The sequence below is a fragment of the Nemorincola caseinilytica genome (assembly GCF_039540515.1).
GTDB classification, from domain to species: Bacteria; Bacteroidota; Bacteroidia; order Chitinophagales; family Chitinophagaceae; genus Nemorincola; species Nemorincola caseinilytica.
Genome location: NZ_BAABFA010000010.1, coordinates 151,483 through 167,180 on the forward strand (window position 1 = coordinate 151,483; position 15,698 = coordinate 167,180).

The 15,698-nt window shown below is 52.6% G+C and carries 11 protein-coding genes; 7 read left to right on the top strand and 4 right to left on the bottom strand.

Features of this window, described 5'->3' with window-relative positions:
• Positions 1-24 precede the first annotated feature (24 nt).
• A complete protein-coding gene (locus tag ABD843_RS08050; protein WP_345081204.1) occupies positions 25-834 on the top strand; it encodes a hypothetical protein in 810 nt (269 codons plus the stop codon).
• Between the two features lie 153 nt (positions 835-987).
• Here ABD843_RS08050 and ABD843_RS08055 read toward each other — a convergent pair whose 3' ends face one another.
• A complete protein-coding gene (locus tag ABD843_RS08055) occupies positions 988-2,793 on the bottom strand; it encodes a BamA/TamA family outer membrane protein (protein WP_345081207.1) in 1,806 nt (601 codons plus the stop codon).
• A gap of 272 nt (positions 2,794-3,065) precedes the next feature.
• On the opposite strand from ABD843_RS08055, the gene ABD843_RS08060 reads away from it, so the two are divergent.
• From ABD843_RS08060 to ABD843_RS08085, 6 genes are all read left to right on the top strand, one after another.
• Positions 3,066-4,673 carry a glycosyltransferase family 39 protein gene (locus tag ABD843_RS08060; protein WP_345081210.1) on the top strand — a complete coding sequence of 536 codons (1,608 nt, stop codon included), beginning with the start codon at positions 3,066-3,068 and terminating at the stop codon, positions 4,671-4,673.
• Between the two features lie 230 nt (positions 4,674-4,903).
• On the top strand, positions 4,904-5,176 hold the full coding sequence (rpsO, locus tag ABD843_RS08065) for a 30S ribosomal protein S15 (protein ID WP_345081213.1): 273 nt from the start codon (positions 4,904-4,906) through the stop codon (positions 5,174-5,176).
• Between the two features lie 158 nt (positions 5,177-5,334).
• A complete protein-coding gene (pnp, locus tag ABD843_RS08070; protein WP_345081216.1) occupies positions 5,335-7,701 on the top strand; it encodes a polyribonucleotide nucleotidyltransferase in 2,367 nt (788 codons plus the stop codon).
• 294 nt (positions 7,702-7,995) lie between these two features.
• A complete protein-coding gene (locus ABD843_RS08075; RefSeq protein WP_345081219.1) occupies positions 7,996-9,657 on the top strand; it encodes an ATP-binding protein in 1,662 nt (553 codons plus the stop codon).
• 61 nt (positions 9,658-9,718) lie between these two features.
• A complete protein-coding gene (locus tag ABD843_RS08080; protein WP_345081222.1) occupies positions 9,719-10,168 on the top strand; it encodes a VOC family protein in 450 nt (149 codons plus the stop codon).
• Between the two features lie 63 nt (positions 10,169-10,231).
• A complete protein-coding gene (locus tag ABD843_RS08085; protein ID WP_345081225.1) occupies positions 10,232-11,395 on the top strand; it encodes a sigma-54-dependent transcriptional regulator in 1,164 nt (387 codons plus the stop codon).
• Positions 11,396-11,465: 70 nt separating this feature from the next.
• Here ABD843_RS08085 and ABD843_RS08090 read toward each other — a convergent pair whose 3' ends face one another.
• Genes ABD843_RS08090 through ABD843_RS08100 form a run of 3 tightly spaced genes read right to left on the bottom strand, consistent with a single transcriptional unit; the run spans position 11,466 to position 15,651 of the window.
• Positions 11,466-13,295 (bottom strand): cytochrome c oxidase subunit I, encoded by a 1,830-nt coding sequence (locus ABD843_RS08090; protein WP_345081228.1) that lies wholly within the window; start codon positions 13,293-13,295, stop codon positions 11,466-11,468.
• A gap of 37 nt (positions 13,296-13,332) precedes the next feature.
• Complete coding sequence (locus ABD843_RS08095; protein ID WP_345081231.1) at positions 13,333-14,379, bottom strand: cytochrome c oxidase subunit II; 1,047 nt, start codon at positions 14,377-14,379, stop codon at positions 13,333-13,335.
• A gap of 60 nt (positions 14,380-14,439) precedes the next feature.
• Positions 14,440-15,651, bottom strand: a complete 1,212-nt coding sequence (locus ABD843_RS08100) for a quinol:cytochrome C oxidoreductase (protein WP_345081234.1) — start codon at positions 15,649-15,651, stop codon at positions 14,440-14,442.
• Positions 15,652-15,698: the final 47 nt, after the last annotated feature.

Here is a 15,698-nt window from a genome sequence, read left to right on the forward strand (position 1 = left end):
CACTACCGGTGGAGACATATAGCGATGGCAGCGTGCATCAGCATGCTCCTTGCTGCCTGCAGCGATGACAAGCCCGCAGCCAGCGGCCCCATAGTCATGGGCGACCCCTCTACCATAGTTACCGAAAGCGATCCGCAGCAGCTCAAAGACCTCGTTGCCGACCTCAACCCCGTCATACCACCCTCGCAAGACCCCGAGGAGCCAAAACCTGCCGACACCCCTGCGGCCACCTCGCAGCCCGCAGCAGCGCAGCAACAGCAACCGGCACCTTCGGCCTTACCATCTGGCCCCGGCCTGCGTGCCGAGTTCCGCGATGTGACCATAGTGGTACCCGGCCTGGAGGTAAAACAGTCCGGCAACAAGAATTTGCAGAATGCCAATGGTGCAGTATATACGCTTACCAATGGCAACATCAATGGCGCTACCATCACCATATCGGGCACTGTTACCAAAGTATCGCAACGCTACCAGTCGGTAGTGATGATGAAGAGCGATATAGGTGATATACCGCTCGACGCACTCTCCATCACATCTCGCTGGGAGACCGTGAAGGGCTCCGGCAATACATACAAGATAGCCGGCCTCGATGAGCGCTCCATACAGTTCTACGATGCCGATAACGAAGATATCCGCAGTGCCGTGCAGAAGGCCGCACGCCGCCGCCGCGTGAGCCACCGCCGCATGCAGGATATGCTGAACGATGTGCGCAAGGTGCGCTCTGTGAACCAGAAGCCCCTCCACGGAGAGCTCCGCTCTGTAATGTGGAAGATAGATGGCAAAGATGCCTCGGGCCGCGCCTTCTCCAAGCAGATCCGTGTAGACATTCCCATGTAAAGAACACAGGGTAAAGAACCAAAAAATGCAGGTCATTGCGAAGCCTGCGGCAAGGCCCTGTGCGGTAGCGCAGGCTGTGGCAACCTCGCGAAATGCCATCTGCATTCCCACCACACCACACCTCCCTCTCCTCGGGAGAGGGCCGGGGAGAGGCTACTCCTGGTTCAGTTGCACCACATCGGGCGCGGTTATATAGTTGTTCCTGTAGCGGAATCGTATGTTGGTGTTCGCTATCACTTTAAAGCCCCTCATACCCGGCGGCGCCACAGGGAAGAAGTAGGCCCGCACCTCTATGGTCTCAAATACCAGGTTCTCATTGCGCGTGCGTATACCGCCGCCCAGCGCACTGTATAGCGCTGTCTTCCTATAGGCTGCGTTCTCGGGTGTTATCAGTGTCAGGTCTGCCCACGGAAAGGGCGCGAACCTGAAACCCAGCAGCTTGTACTTCAGGTAGAATGCCGTCTCCAGTTGCAGGCTCAGTCTGCGCGTACCATATGCCGAGTCTGAGAGAAAACCCCGCAACCCATAGTAGTTGTTTATGTATAGCGGCGCATAGGTCACCCTGTTCCACAGGTGTGTATAGCTCAGGTTCACATACTGGCGTATGCGCGTACCACCCCAGAACAGCATAGGGCTGTACGATGTAGCCCCCAGCAGTATGCTGCCATCCTGCACACTACCCCTGTGCATAAAGCCGCCTGCCTTCAGGTACACTTTCAGAAAGTCTCCCCAGCCGGTAGATGTATACCATGTGGCATTGGCCCCCGCATACGGCCGCCTCAGGTCCAGCTGCTCATGCAGGCCCGTTGTCAGGGCAAAGTTGTAGCCATACGGCAGATCCTCCGTAGTACCGAAGCCGTATATATACTGCGTCTTGTAAAAATCCTGCCGGAAGAATGTGAACTGCGCCAGCGCCGCTCTGGAGCTATTGAATACCGGGTGAAAGTTCTCCCCTATCCGTGCCGGCACATTCGTCATATCGCGCTGGTACATCCTTATGGCCAGGAAACGGCGGTCGCGTATATTGTTGTTCGTGGCCGTCAGCTTGTTTATTCCCACGCTATAGCCTGCCCAGCCATCAGCCTCGTGGTAGCTATACGCATAAAAGATACTGTCAGGCCGCCCATACAGGTTATACGCCTTGTGCTCTCCCAGTGTCAGCCCCCCCGCAAAGCGCGAATAGGGCGATACCAGCCGCCTGTCCAGCGTCAAATAGTTCACTGTTTCCTCCGTTCGTGTGTACGGGTTCACGTTCATCACACTATGCCCCACCGTGGCATCTATGTAGGTATGGCCTACATTGTTCTTGCGGTAGTAGCCGCCATAGCCCCATTGCGGCTCACGGTTCTTGTCGTACAGGCCGTTCAGGCTCAGCCGCTGGCCCATGCCCGCCAAGTTGGCATCGTACAGGTCGGCATTTATGCGCTCCAGTCCATTGGCCGCCATGCCGCCACCTATACTGAAGAGGTCTTTCGTATATACCCGCACATCTACCGAGTCGGGGTTTCCCGGTATGCTGTCTATGATGATGCGCGCATCGTTCATATACTCCTGACCGCGTATGAAGCGTTCATTATCCGCCACCATATAGGCGTTCACAGGTGTGTTCTCTCTTATGAACAGGTTGTTGCGTATCACGAACTTTCGTGTGCTTATATGCAGCCGGTTGCCCACCCTTGCGGCCAGGCTCCTGTCCCGCGCGGCTGTATCGCGGAACGAGCGGTCGAAGTTCACCGGCACTATCTCTATATGGCGTATCATCTTTCCCTGGTAGGGCATATAGGCCTGCTCGCTCCTTACGTTCAGGTAGCTCTCTTCGGGCCCCGAGCTGGGTGTGCGGCGTATAGAGTTATACGCCTGCTGAAAGATGTTGTTGATGAATTTTTTCCTTTCCTCGTGCCTGTGCGCGGCACTGTCATCCATCGGCACGGCCTGCCCATACGTTGCGGTGGCGCGCATGCACAGCCATAGTAGCAGCAATAGGGTCGGTATGTGCAGTAGGCGGGCGAGCAATGGCGATGGCCTTTTACTGCATAAGTTACGAACATCGCACTATATATCCCCGCACCGCCCTGTTATGGTTTTCCTTAAATTCTCCTGCTGCCTCCATTCTGCATGTATGCTCTTTCCCCTTGCATAGCGGTCGTATACTTTGCTCTTTATCAGGTAGCAAAAAGAATATGGCATCATATTTGTTATCTATTATTAAACCCACCTATAACCCTACTAATATGTTGTTCATCAGGCACTTGCAGGCCCGTCCTGTGCTTATGCTGCTATGCGCTCTTATGTTCCTTTTCATTGCTGCCGACGGTCTGCTTCTGGTCCGTCTCCATCCGTCCTCCATCCACATCTTTCGCCAGAGCGACTGCCTTGCCTATACCCTGCGCTATTATCGCGATGATAGCGGTTTCTTCTCCCCGGCCTGCTTCAACCTCATAGGCAAAGATGGCCGCGTGGTGAGCGAGTTCCCTATACTCTACTACATATCGGCAAAGCTGTGCCAATTACTGGGCTTCCATTTCTGGGTGGTGCGCGGGCTCACGGTACTGTGCTATGCTATAGGGCTCGTCTACCTCTTCCTGTGCATACGCCTATGGATAAAAGATGTTATCGTTTCCCTCTTCCCCATTATTATCCTGGCCACATCGCCCTGTTTCTTCTTCTATGCGGTCAATTACCTGCCCAATGTGCCCGCTATCTCGCTATCGTTCGCAGGTCTTTACTACATGCTGCGCTACGGGTACACACGGTCTATACTGCACCTCATCGCAGCCACCACCCTGTTCACGCTCACCGTCCTGCTAAAGCCTACCGATGGTGGTATTGTTTGGCTGGCATTTATCACCAGCATGCATACCATATCACCGGCCGGTAGCTACCGGCCGCGATGGCCCGTATGGGTCAGTGTAAGTATCATATCGGCTGCGGCACTTTCGTGGTATCTCTTTGTGCACTATTACAACCTTCGTTACGATAACGATATCAACCTGCAGGGCATCTACCCCATATGGCATATGACAGGTAGAGAGATACTGGCTACCCTTTGGTATCGCATCATAAAGCTTGGCCCGCAGGTCTTTCACCATACCGCCCTGCTATTGCTGCTGGCAGGTATGCTGGTGTTCTACATCATTCGGTGGTCGCAGTTGCATCCGTTCCTGCGCAGGTTCACCCTTATGCTCATATTGCTATCGCTGGCATACTCGGTGCTTTGGTTCAAGGCGTTCTATGTGCATGATTATTATCAGCTTCTCTTCTCCATCCCTGCCGTGTTCCTCTGTATCACGGTCTCAGAATATTATTGCCGCATAGCGGTCATGCATCTACCACCCTATGCGTCTCATGTGGTATCGCTTACACTGATCACCTGCATGGTGGGCAGCATATATTACAACCAGTACATACAGCAGTGCCGCCAGGCCGATCTCGGCTATCCCGATATCGATGTCATATACGAGGCAGGCGCTCACCTGTCGCGATTAGGCCTCTGCCCTACCGACAGGGTACTATCTGTGCCCGATGGCTCGCCCAATATCTCGCTTGCCGCACTGGGCCTCTGCGGCTATACCTCCGATCTTTTCAACCCCGGCCGGTTCGATGTACACTATGCCGTGGCCAATGGCGTACGCTACATGGTACTGCTCGATAGCAGCTATATACACCATCCTGCCTATGCCCCCTACACTACCCGGCTGGTGGGCAGATACAGGCACATCACCGTTTACGACCTGTGGCAGGCGCCCGCCGTTATGCAGAACCTGGCCGCCGGGCGCTACGATACTGCTACCCCTGCGGGTAAGATGTTCACACAATGGCGCACATATAGAGGCATGTGACCATTTCTATGCCAATACTTGTTTTCCACCACCCTGTGGACAACTTCCCGCATCGCATTCCGTCCGTTCGTTACCTTTGTACCATTCGGGCATATATTCCTCCCCAGCTCAGGGCCGGTCACCGGTCCCTTATTCTTATTGCCCCTAAAAGAAAATTCTACTTTTTTCACAATATTTACATATCTTTGCCGCCTGAAAAAGTGTATATTCTATTTAAACTTTGATACAAAATGTCTCATTTTACAGCGGAAAAAAAAGCGAACATCTTCAAAACTCACGGCGGTAGCGCCACCAACACAGGTTCTATAGAGGCTCAGATAGCTATGCTCACAGAGCGCATACAGCACATCTCTGCCCACCTGAAGACCAACAAAAAAGACTTCTCAAGCAACCGTGGCCTCATGCAGATGGTAGGTCGCCGCAAGCGCTTGCTGCAATACCTTAGCGATAACAACCTCCAGTCTTATCGCGCACTGATAGAGAAGCTCGGGCTGCGTAAGTAAGCTCCGGCCAAAGCTATTCCCAACTTACTTAGAGTTGGGAATTGTTTTTTTAAGACCATCCCCCTTATACCATAGTTTTCAGAACACTCTGGCACTTTCGTGCCGTTCCGAAGCCATGGTATTCGGCTTTTGAATTAACCATTTAATACGCTAGATGTATGATCCCAAATCCCATTACCGTATCGCTGCGTTCTGCCGACGGTCGTGAAATAACCATAGAAACAGGCCGCATGGCACGCCAGGCCGATGGTGCCGTTGTAGTGCGCCAGGGCAACTGTATGATACTGGCCACCGTAGTGGCCAATAAAGACCCCAAACCCGGTCAGTCGTTCTTCCCCCTCACTGTAGATTACCAGGAGAAGTTCGCATCTGCGGGCCGCATACCCGGCTCTTTCTTCAAGCGCGAGGCCCGTCTCAACGACTACGAGATACTCACCTCTCGCCTCATAGACCGCGCCCTGCGTCCCCTTTTCCCCGATGATTACTATTGCGAGGTGCAGGTACTCGTATCGCTCGTTTCTTCCGATCCGGAAGTGATGCCCGATTCGCTTGCCTGCCTCGCCGCTTCTGCAGCACTTGCCGTTAGCGATGTGCCCATACAGGAGGTTATATCAGAGGTTCGCGTTGCCCGCATCAACGGCGAGTACGTTGTGAACCCCAACCGCAGCCAGATACCCGAGGCCGATATCAACATCATAGTAGCCGCCACCGAAAAGAACATCATGATGGTGGAAGGCGAAGGCAAGGAATGTGAAGAGGCAGGCCTTATAAAAGCTATAGAAGTAGCGCACGAGGCCATCCGCGCCCAGGTACAGCTGCAGCTGCAGCTGCGCGATAAGGCAGGTGTCACCGCCAAACGCGAATACACCAAGCCGCACACTGCGCCTGCACTGGAGCACCGCATAGCCGAGTTCGCTACCAAAAAGATATATGATGTGGCAAAGAGCGCCCTGGGCAAGCACGAGCGCGGCGATGCCTTCAAGGCCATCCGCAGCGAGTTCGAAGCGACCATAGCCGAAGGCGATCTCACACCCGAAGATGCTGCCCTCACAGGCCACTACTTCCACGACCTGGAGAAGAAAGTGATCCGCGATATGATGCTCGACGAGCGTGTACGCCTCGATGGCCGCGGCCTCGAAGATGTGCGCCCCCTCACTATCGAGGTCGATCCGCTACCATCACCGCACGGCTCTTCGCTCTTCACCCGTGGCGAGACCCAGTCGCTCACCACAGTTACCCTTGGTACCGTGGATGACGAGCTGCTGCTGGAGACCGCGCAGACGTCCGACTACATGAAGTTCATGCTGCACTACAACTTCCCTCCCTTCTCTACCGGCGAGGTGAAGATGATGCGCGGCCAGAGCCGTCGCGAGGTAGGCCATGGCAACCTGGCCATGCGCTCTCTGAAGCAGATGATGCCTGCCGACTACCCATACACAGTACGCGTGGTTTCCGATATCCTGGAGTCTAACGGCTCTTCTTCTATGGCTACCGTATGTGCCGGCTCGCTGGCCCTTATGGATGCCGGTATACCCTTCCCCAAGCACGTTAGCGGTGTGGCCATGGGCCTCATTTCCGGCGAGAACAACAGGTTCGCGGTACTCACTGACATACTCGGCGATGAGGACCACCTGGGCGATATGGACTTCAAGGTAACAGGTACCCGCGATGGTATCTGCGGTATACAGATGGACATAAAGGTAGATGGCCTGAGCATGGAGATAATGATGCAGGCTCTGGAGCAGGCACGCCGCGGCCGCCTGCACATACTGGATGCCATGTACACTACCATCGAGGCGCCCCGTGCCGACCTGAAGCCACATGCACCACGCATCACGCAGCTCACTATCGACCGCGAGTTCATAGGCGCGGTGATAGGCCCCGGCGGCAAGATAATACAGGAGATGCAGCGCGAGACCAACACCAAGATCAATATAGAGGAAGTAGGCAACGAAGGTGTCATCAAGATATTCGCTACCGACCAGGCCAGCGTAGACAAGGCCCTCGGTATGATACGCGCCATAGTGGCCATACCCGAGATAGGCGCTACCTACGAGGGTACCGTGAAGAGCATTATGCCTTTCGGCGCGTTCGTAGAGTTCATGCCCGGCAAGCAGGGCCTGCTGCATATAAGCGAAGTAAGCTGGAAACGCCTCGAGACACTCGATGGTGTGCTCAAAGAGGGCGATACCGTGAAGATACAGCTCACCGGTACCGACCCCAAGACCGGTAAGCTGCGCCTGAGCCGCAAAGTACTGATGCCCAAACCCGAAGGCTATGTAGAGCCCGAAAAGCGCGAGCGCCGCGAAGGAGATCGCGGTGACCGTGGCGATCGTGGTGACCGCCGCAATGGTGGCGACCGCGGAGACCGTCGCGACGACCGCCGTGGTGGCGGCGACCGTGACCGCAACCGTGGCGACCGCCCACAGCGCGAACCCCGCAGCAACGACAACAGCACCGAGACCGCAGAACAGCAGCCTGCCCCACAGGCCCCCTCTGCCGATAATGCCGACCTGTCGCTCTAAGACCAATTAACACTTATATCTTTTGATACCGGACAGCCTGCATTTAGCAGGCTGTTCTTGTTTTACCTCTACCCGTCCTCATCCCCGTTTGCCGTAGGCCATACCACTCGTCCTCGTCTGTGACGAGGATGCAACGGCAGTACGTTTCTAACGCACGGAAACACCGATCATCTTCCCCGTGCATAAACAAGCACGTTCATCAAAATTTTGTATCATTACTATGTGAAACATTTTTTCATATTCATTGTTTCCTTTTTCTTATTTCCTCTGTCATTACTGGGGCAGCAGGATACAATGCTTGCCCATGCTATAGACCTGTATAACAAGGGCGATTATGAGCGGTCCATCGCCATTCTACAGGCACGCCTGGTAATAGCAGAGAAAGAAAAGGATAAAAAGACAATGGCCGTTATCTATAACAATTTCGGCAACAACTACAATTACCTGGGCAAGCAGGCCGAGGCCTTACGGTGCTATCAGACCTCCATAACCCTTGCCGAGCAGATAAACGATAAGCGCAGCATAGCCCGCACCACCAAGAACATAGGGTCGATGTATGCCGATACCAAAGATTTCAGCAAGGCCATCGTTAAGTATAACGAGGCCGAAAAGCTAGCCACCGCCATCAATGACACCCCTACACTGGCCGATATAGCTAACAACAAGGGTGTAATGTATGAGCAACAGCAGAAAGACTATCCGCATGCGCTGGAGCAATACAGCAAAGCCCTGCAGCTATACCTGGCAATGGGGCAGGAAGACAGGATAGCCATTCTGTACAATAACCTCGGTATCGTATACAAATTCCTTAAAGACCACGACCGCTCTATAGACTGCTACCGGCGCTCCCTTGCCATCAGCGAAAAGCTGGGAGATAAGTTCATGATAGCCGCCAACCTTGTGAACATGGGCAATGTATACGAAATGAAAGGCGAGACCGATAAAGCCATTCCCCTTATAGAAAAGGCTATAGGTATAGCAAAAGAAATAGGCTCACCCGAGCTGGAGATGGAAGCCATTGAAAGCCTTGCCAGCAATTATGCACGAAAAGGTGATCATAAGAAAGGCTACGAACTGTACAAAGTGTATACCTCTATGCACGATAGCCTTGCGAGCATAGAGCGCTCGGGGCAGCTAGCCGAGATACAGACCAAGTACGAGACCGAAAAAAAAGAAAAGCAGATAGCCCAGCTGGAAAGAACAAGGTACAAGATGCTGGCCGTGATAGGCATAATGGTACTACTGATAATAGTAGCCTACCTGCTGTACAACAGGCAGCAGATACGGCAGGCACAGCTAAAAGAGCAGGCCGTGAGAAATGCCGAATTCAACGAACGGATGCGTATAGCAAAAGATATGCATGACGACCTGGGCTCCGGCCTGTCAAAGATATCACTTACTGCCGGCCTGGCGGCGCGCAAGGTCGGCGATACTACTGTACTGCACGATGTGCGCCAGATATCTGCCATATCCAAAGACCTGGTAGATAACATGCATGATCTGATATGGGTATTGAACCCCGAGAACACCACGCTCGACAACCTGGTGTCGCGTATGCGGGAATACTGCGCCGACTACCTCGATGGCATGGGCCTCGAGCCCGTGCTCATATTCCCGTCCGTATGCCCACCCACGCGCATATCGCACGAGGCACAGCGCAACCTGTTCTTTACCGTAAAGGAAGCGATAAACAATGTGGTGAAACATGCCGGTGCTACCAGCATACATATCACAGTTGTCATTGACGAACAGGCACTGCACATCACCATCGCCGATAATGGCAAAGGCATAGACCTGGGCCGGACAAAAAACTCCGGGGCCGGCCTGCGAAACATGAAGCAGCGCATAGAGTCTATAGGTGGCACCTATGTATTGGATACGCAAGCAAGTAAAGGCACAACGATATCTGTATCTGTTTCTCTTGATAAGCTACACGCCGCTCGGCGTGGTCTCTGATCTGCGAAAACACATCAGAACGATCCCCAAACATCCCGACCTTTGATACAAACACATCACTATGATACAGAACCAACTATTGAGAATGGATAACGTTAGCATCGTGGTAGCATCCCTCGATGAGAGCATTTCTTTTTTCACAGAGCTTGGCCTCACGCTCGAAGGGCGCGCCATTATAGAGGGCGAATGGGCCGGTCGCGTCACTGGTCTGCCCGGTCAGCGTGTAGAGATAGCCATGATGGTGACCCCCGATGGTCACAGCCGTCTCGAGCTTTCCCAATTCCTCACACCATCCACCGTTTCCGATCATACCAATGCACCGGTCAACTCGCTGGGCTACCTGCGCATCATGTTCGCGGTAAAAGATATCGACGAAATGCTCACCCGGCTTATAAAGCAGGGCGCTACCCTTGTCGGCGAGGTGGTTCAGTACCAGGACATGTATCGCCTCTGCTACATCCGCGGGCCGCACGGCCTGCTCATTGGTCTTGCCCAGCCGCTGGGCCAATAGAATAGCTGGTGCATTCCCCGCATTTTCCATAAATTGCAATGCACGAACACAGCATAACGATCTATGGCTCAGAACATATTGGTGATAGACGACGAAAGGTCCATCCGCAAAGTACTTGGCGAGATACTCACCTTCGAAGGCTTCACCGTCGATGAGGCCGCCGATGGCGCCGAAGGACTCAAAAAAATAAAAGAGAACAATTACGACTGCATCCTCTGCGATGTGAAAATGCCCAAGATGGACGGCATGGAAGTGCTCCAGGCCGCCAAGCAAGAGCGCCCCGATACTCCTTTTATAGTCATATCGGGCCACGGTACCATAGAGACCGCCGTAGATGCCGTGAAAAAAGGTGCCTACGACTACATCTCCAAACCTCCGGACCTCAATCGCCTGCTCATCACCATTCGCAATGCCATGGACAAGCGCTCTCTCGTTGCCGAGACCAAGCAGCTCCGCAAACGCATATCGCGCGGCTTCGAGATGATAGGCGCCAGCGAACCCATGATGCGTATACAGGACACCATAGCCAAGGTAGCCCCTACCGATGCGCGCGTGCTCATAACCGGCGAGAATGGTGTGGGTAAAGAACTGGTGGCCCGCCGCATACACGAGCTCAGCAATCGCTCTGCAGGCCCTATTATCGAGGTCAACTGCGCTGCCATACCTTCAGAACTCATAGAGAGTGAGTTGTTCGGCCATGAGAAAGGTTCCTTTACATCGGCCATCAAGCAGCGCATAGGCAAGTTCGAACAGGCCAATGGCGGCACCCTCTTCCTGGATGAGATAGGCGATATGCACCTCGATGCCCAGGCCAAGATGCTGCGCGCCCTGCAGGAAGGTAAGATAACCCGCGTAGGCGGCGAAAAAGAGATAAAGGTAGATGTGCGTGTACTGGCCGCCACCAACAAGAACCTGATGGAAGAAGTAGATGCCAAAAAGTTCCGCCTCGATCTCTACCATCGTCTCAGTGTCATCCTCATACAGGTGCCATCCCTCAATACCCGCCGCGATGATATACCTGCCCTCATCACCCACTTCCTCAAAGACATCTGCGACGAATACAAGCAACCCATAAAAGAAATAGAGCCTGAAGCCATTAATGCCCTACAGGAGCACAACTGGACGGGCAATATCCGCGAGCTCCGCAACGTCGTAGAGCGCCTCATCATCCTGTCCGATAAGGTCATCACCAAAAAAGACGTAGACACATACATTCTCACTAGCTAAAAGCACTATTACTGAACAAAAAAGACCATCTCAATGAGATGGTCTTTTTTTATGCTATTGAAGGTCGTTTTTAGTGCGATTCTTCACCAGGCCTCAACGGAGTTGTCTGAGGTATGAAGTCGTTACCATTGCCATCATCCTTGTAGTCATATGGCCAGCGGTGAACTTCAGGTATCTCGCCTTCCCAGTTACCATGACCGGGATTGATAGGCGTGGTCCACTCCAGTGTAGTAGAACCCCATGGGTTAAGAACGGTCACCTTGCGGCCGCGGAATATGCTCACTATGAAGTTGAACACGAACAGCAGCTGCGCCAGGAACACTACGGTAGCGGCAATGCTTATGAAACCGTTGATGCTCTGGAAGTGCTTGAATGATTCCCATGCAGAGTAATCGTAGTAACGGCGGGGCATACCTGCGATACCTTCGTAGTGCATTGGCCAGAAGATGAGGTAAGCGCCTATGAACGTAATAAAGAAGTGTATATAACCCAGTGTATTGTTCATAAAGCGGCCGAACATCTTGGGGAACCAGTGGTATACACCGGCGAACATGCCGAAGAATGCCGACACACCCATCACTATATGGAAGTGCGCGATAACGAAATAAGTATCGTGCAGGTGTATGTCTATGGCAGAGTTACCAAGGAAGATACCCGTAAGACCACCCGATATGAAGAGCGATACGAAACCAAGAGCGAACAGCATTGGGGTAGTGAACTTGAGGTTACCACGCCATATCGTTGTGATCCAGTTGAACACCTTTACCGCAGAAGGTACGGCGATAAGCAGCGTCAGCAGTACGAAGATAGAACCGAGGAAGGGGCTCATACCTGTTACGAACATGTGGTGCGCCCATACCACGAAGGCCAGCAGCGTGATGCCTATCATAGATATCACCATCGCAAAGTAACCAAAGATAGGCTTGCGGCTATGGGTAGAAAGAACCTCTGATGCCATACCCATGCCCGGAAGCATGATGATGTACACCTCTGGGTGACCCAGGAACCAGAACAGGTGCTGGTACAGTATCGCAGAACCACCTATGTGTGGCAGGGCCTTACCACCTATGAATATCTCTGACAGGTAGAAACTGGTACCGAAGTTGCGGTCGAATATGAGCAGCACAACGCCGGAGAACAGTACAGGGAACGAAAGCACACCCAGAACAGCGGTGAACAGCAGTGCCCATATAGTAAGTGGCAGACGCGTCATGGTCATACCTTTGGTACGCATGTTCAGTACGGTAGAGATATAGTTAAGGCCACCCAGCAGCGACGAAATAACGAAGAAAGACATACCCAGCAGCCACAGGTCCATACCTATACCCGAACCCAGAGAAGCTTCTTTAAGCGCACTCAGCGGAGGGTAAGTTGTCCAGCCACCTGATGCGGGGCCTGTTTCTACGAACAGAGATACCATCATTATCACACTGGCCAGGAAGAAGAACCAGTAAGAAAGCATGTTCATGAAGGGAGATGCCATATCGCGGGCGCCTATCTGCAGAGGAATGAGGATATTCGCGAATGTGCCGCTAAGACCGGCCGTAAGTACGAAGAACACCAGTATGGTACCGTGCATCGTTACCAGTGCATAGTAGAATTCAGGCGACAGCTTGCCGCCCTTGGCCCACTCGCCCAGCAGCTTCTCCATTATAGGGAAAGTGCTGTCGGGGAAACCGAGCTGCAGACGGAAGAGTACCGAGAACAACGCGCCGATAATGGCCCATATGATACCGGTGATAAGGAACTGCTTGCCTATGATCTTATGATCCTGGCTGAATATGTACTTCCAGATAAAATGCTGTTCATGATGCTCATGTGCGTGATGATGTCCACCTGCGCTATCGTGTCCATGGGCCGTAGAATGAGCTCCTTCGTGTATGATCCCTTCGTGATTCATTGTTGCACTTTTTATTTGCAGGTCTCGCAAGACCTAATTATTTCATCGTTATTTTTTTAGTAGTGTCGGCTGCAGGTGCAGTAGTATCGGCCGCTGGTGTTGTAGCCTCGGGATTATTGCCGGCATAGTAAGACTGCTGGGTGGCCAGCCACTTATCGTGCTGCTCCTGGGTCTCTACTATTATGGTACCGCGCATCGCATAGTGGCCGCGGCCGCAAAGCTGGTCGCACGCTATCTCGTATACGAAGTTCGGGTTCTTGGTAATGATCTTCATAGAGTCGCTTGTGATGCTGGGGGTGAACCACAGTGTAGTGGTGATACCCGGTACGGCATCCATCTTCAGACGGAAATGAGGCAGACCCACATCATGTATCACATCGCGAGAGTTGATGATCAGCTTTACAGGCTTGCCCACCACCAAGTGCATCTCACCGTTCAGAGAAAGGATGTCATCATGGTTACGGGGGTCGGCCCAGTCAAGACCCAGTACGTTGTTCGCATCGTTTATCTTACGGAAATCTCTTTTGCCCAGTATATTGTCCTTACCGGGGTAGCGAACTATCCAGTTGAACTGCTTACCAACTATCTCTACAACAGTTGCGTTCACAGGTGCGTCAGATGTCACTGTCAGCCAGTTCTTCAGACCTATCGCTACCAGTACGGCCATTGCCAGCGCCGGTATGGTGGTCCATATTATCTCCAGTTTGTTACTGTGAGGGAAGTAAAAGGAAGTACGCCTGTCGGAAGACTGGTATTTGTAGCAGAACCAGAAAAGCACTGCCTGTGTAAGGAAGAACACTATGCCGGTCACAACAACGGTCACATTGAACATGCTATCGTAGTTCTCACCTGTTTTACAAGCGGCCACAGGCAGCATCAGATCTTTGAAGTACTGGTGACATGCCCATATGCCCCACACACCCAGCAGGAAGACCGCTACCAGCAGCAAGGCGATGGCCCTGTTCACCTGGGCGTTCACCTTTTTTTCGCCACGCAGTATCGTCGCATGTTCACTTGCTTTACCTATCTGGTATATGATCACAAATACCAGGATGACTAATGTTGTTATTATAAATCCCGACATGGTCGTTCAGCTTGTATTTACTAATTAATATTTTTATTTCTCCTGTTTCCTTACTAAAGTTTATGCTATGTGTACCGCGGTCTCTTTCACCAGCAGGTTGTTGTGCGCTATCAGCGACTCTTTTGCCAGTGTGCGAGACACAGCGAAGATGAGTATGCCCACAAAGCCCATGAAGATACCTATCTCGTACCAGCTGATGTGCCAGTTGGCTTTCAGCGGGCCGGGCATCACCATCTGGTAGTAGTCCAGCCAGTGGCCGAAGATGATCACCAGGGCCATGAACGTCACTGTGAAGTAGTTGCGCTTGCTGGGGCGTGCCATCAGTATCAGTATCGGCATCACGAAGTTGATGATGAAGTTGGCATAGAATATGATGCTGTAAGGGCCCTGCTGGCGCATCTTGAAGTAGGTGGTCTCTTCGGGTATGTTGGCATACCATATCAGCATGTACTGAGAGAACCACAGGTATGTCCAGAAGATACTGAACGCGAACATGAACTTACCTACGTCATGCATATGCTCTGTGGTCACCATTGTCAGGTTGCCCTGGTTCTTCAGGTAAACGATCCACAGCATTATCAGCGACATACCGCTTACGAACGCGCTTGCGAAAGTATACCAGCTGAAGAGGGTAGAGAACCAGTGTGCGTCGATGCTCATGATCCACAGCCAGGGTATGGTGCTCATCTGCGTAAGGGCATATACCAACAGGAACACGCCAGACAGACGGAACACCTTCCAGTATATCTTGGTATCGTTCTTGGGAGCCTTGTCCTGCGCCAGAGACATGTTGCGGAACTTGATGCCGAAGAAAGACCACAGGCCTACTGCTACCAGGGTGAACATTGCGAACATACCCTTGTTCAGGAACGCAGATTTGCCGAGGATTATCTTATCGCCATGAGGGGTGGTCCATGGGTAGATGATATTAGTACCATGGCTGTCGGTAAAACCGAAAGCTATCATGAAGAGCACTACCACAGCTATGCTGCCGAATATCCACACATTGGCGCCTATGGCCTCGGGTACACGGCGGAAGGATACTATCCATGCGCCCTGCGCCAGCGATACTGCCGCCTGTATGAACACGCTCACCGTAGTTATAAGCGTGAAGAAGATACTGTCCTGTAGCAGTACGAGCCAGAAACGCGCCCTTTCCGGATCGCTATGGCTCAGTGATATAGCTCCTATTATCAGTGTTATCACGCCTATCGCTATCAGCGCAATGCTGGTGGTCTTCAAGCGTGCGGGTACCACAAAACGATCATTCATTGTTACTTCTTTTATTAGAATTCTTGTACTATTGTTTCTAAGCTTCT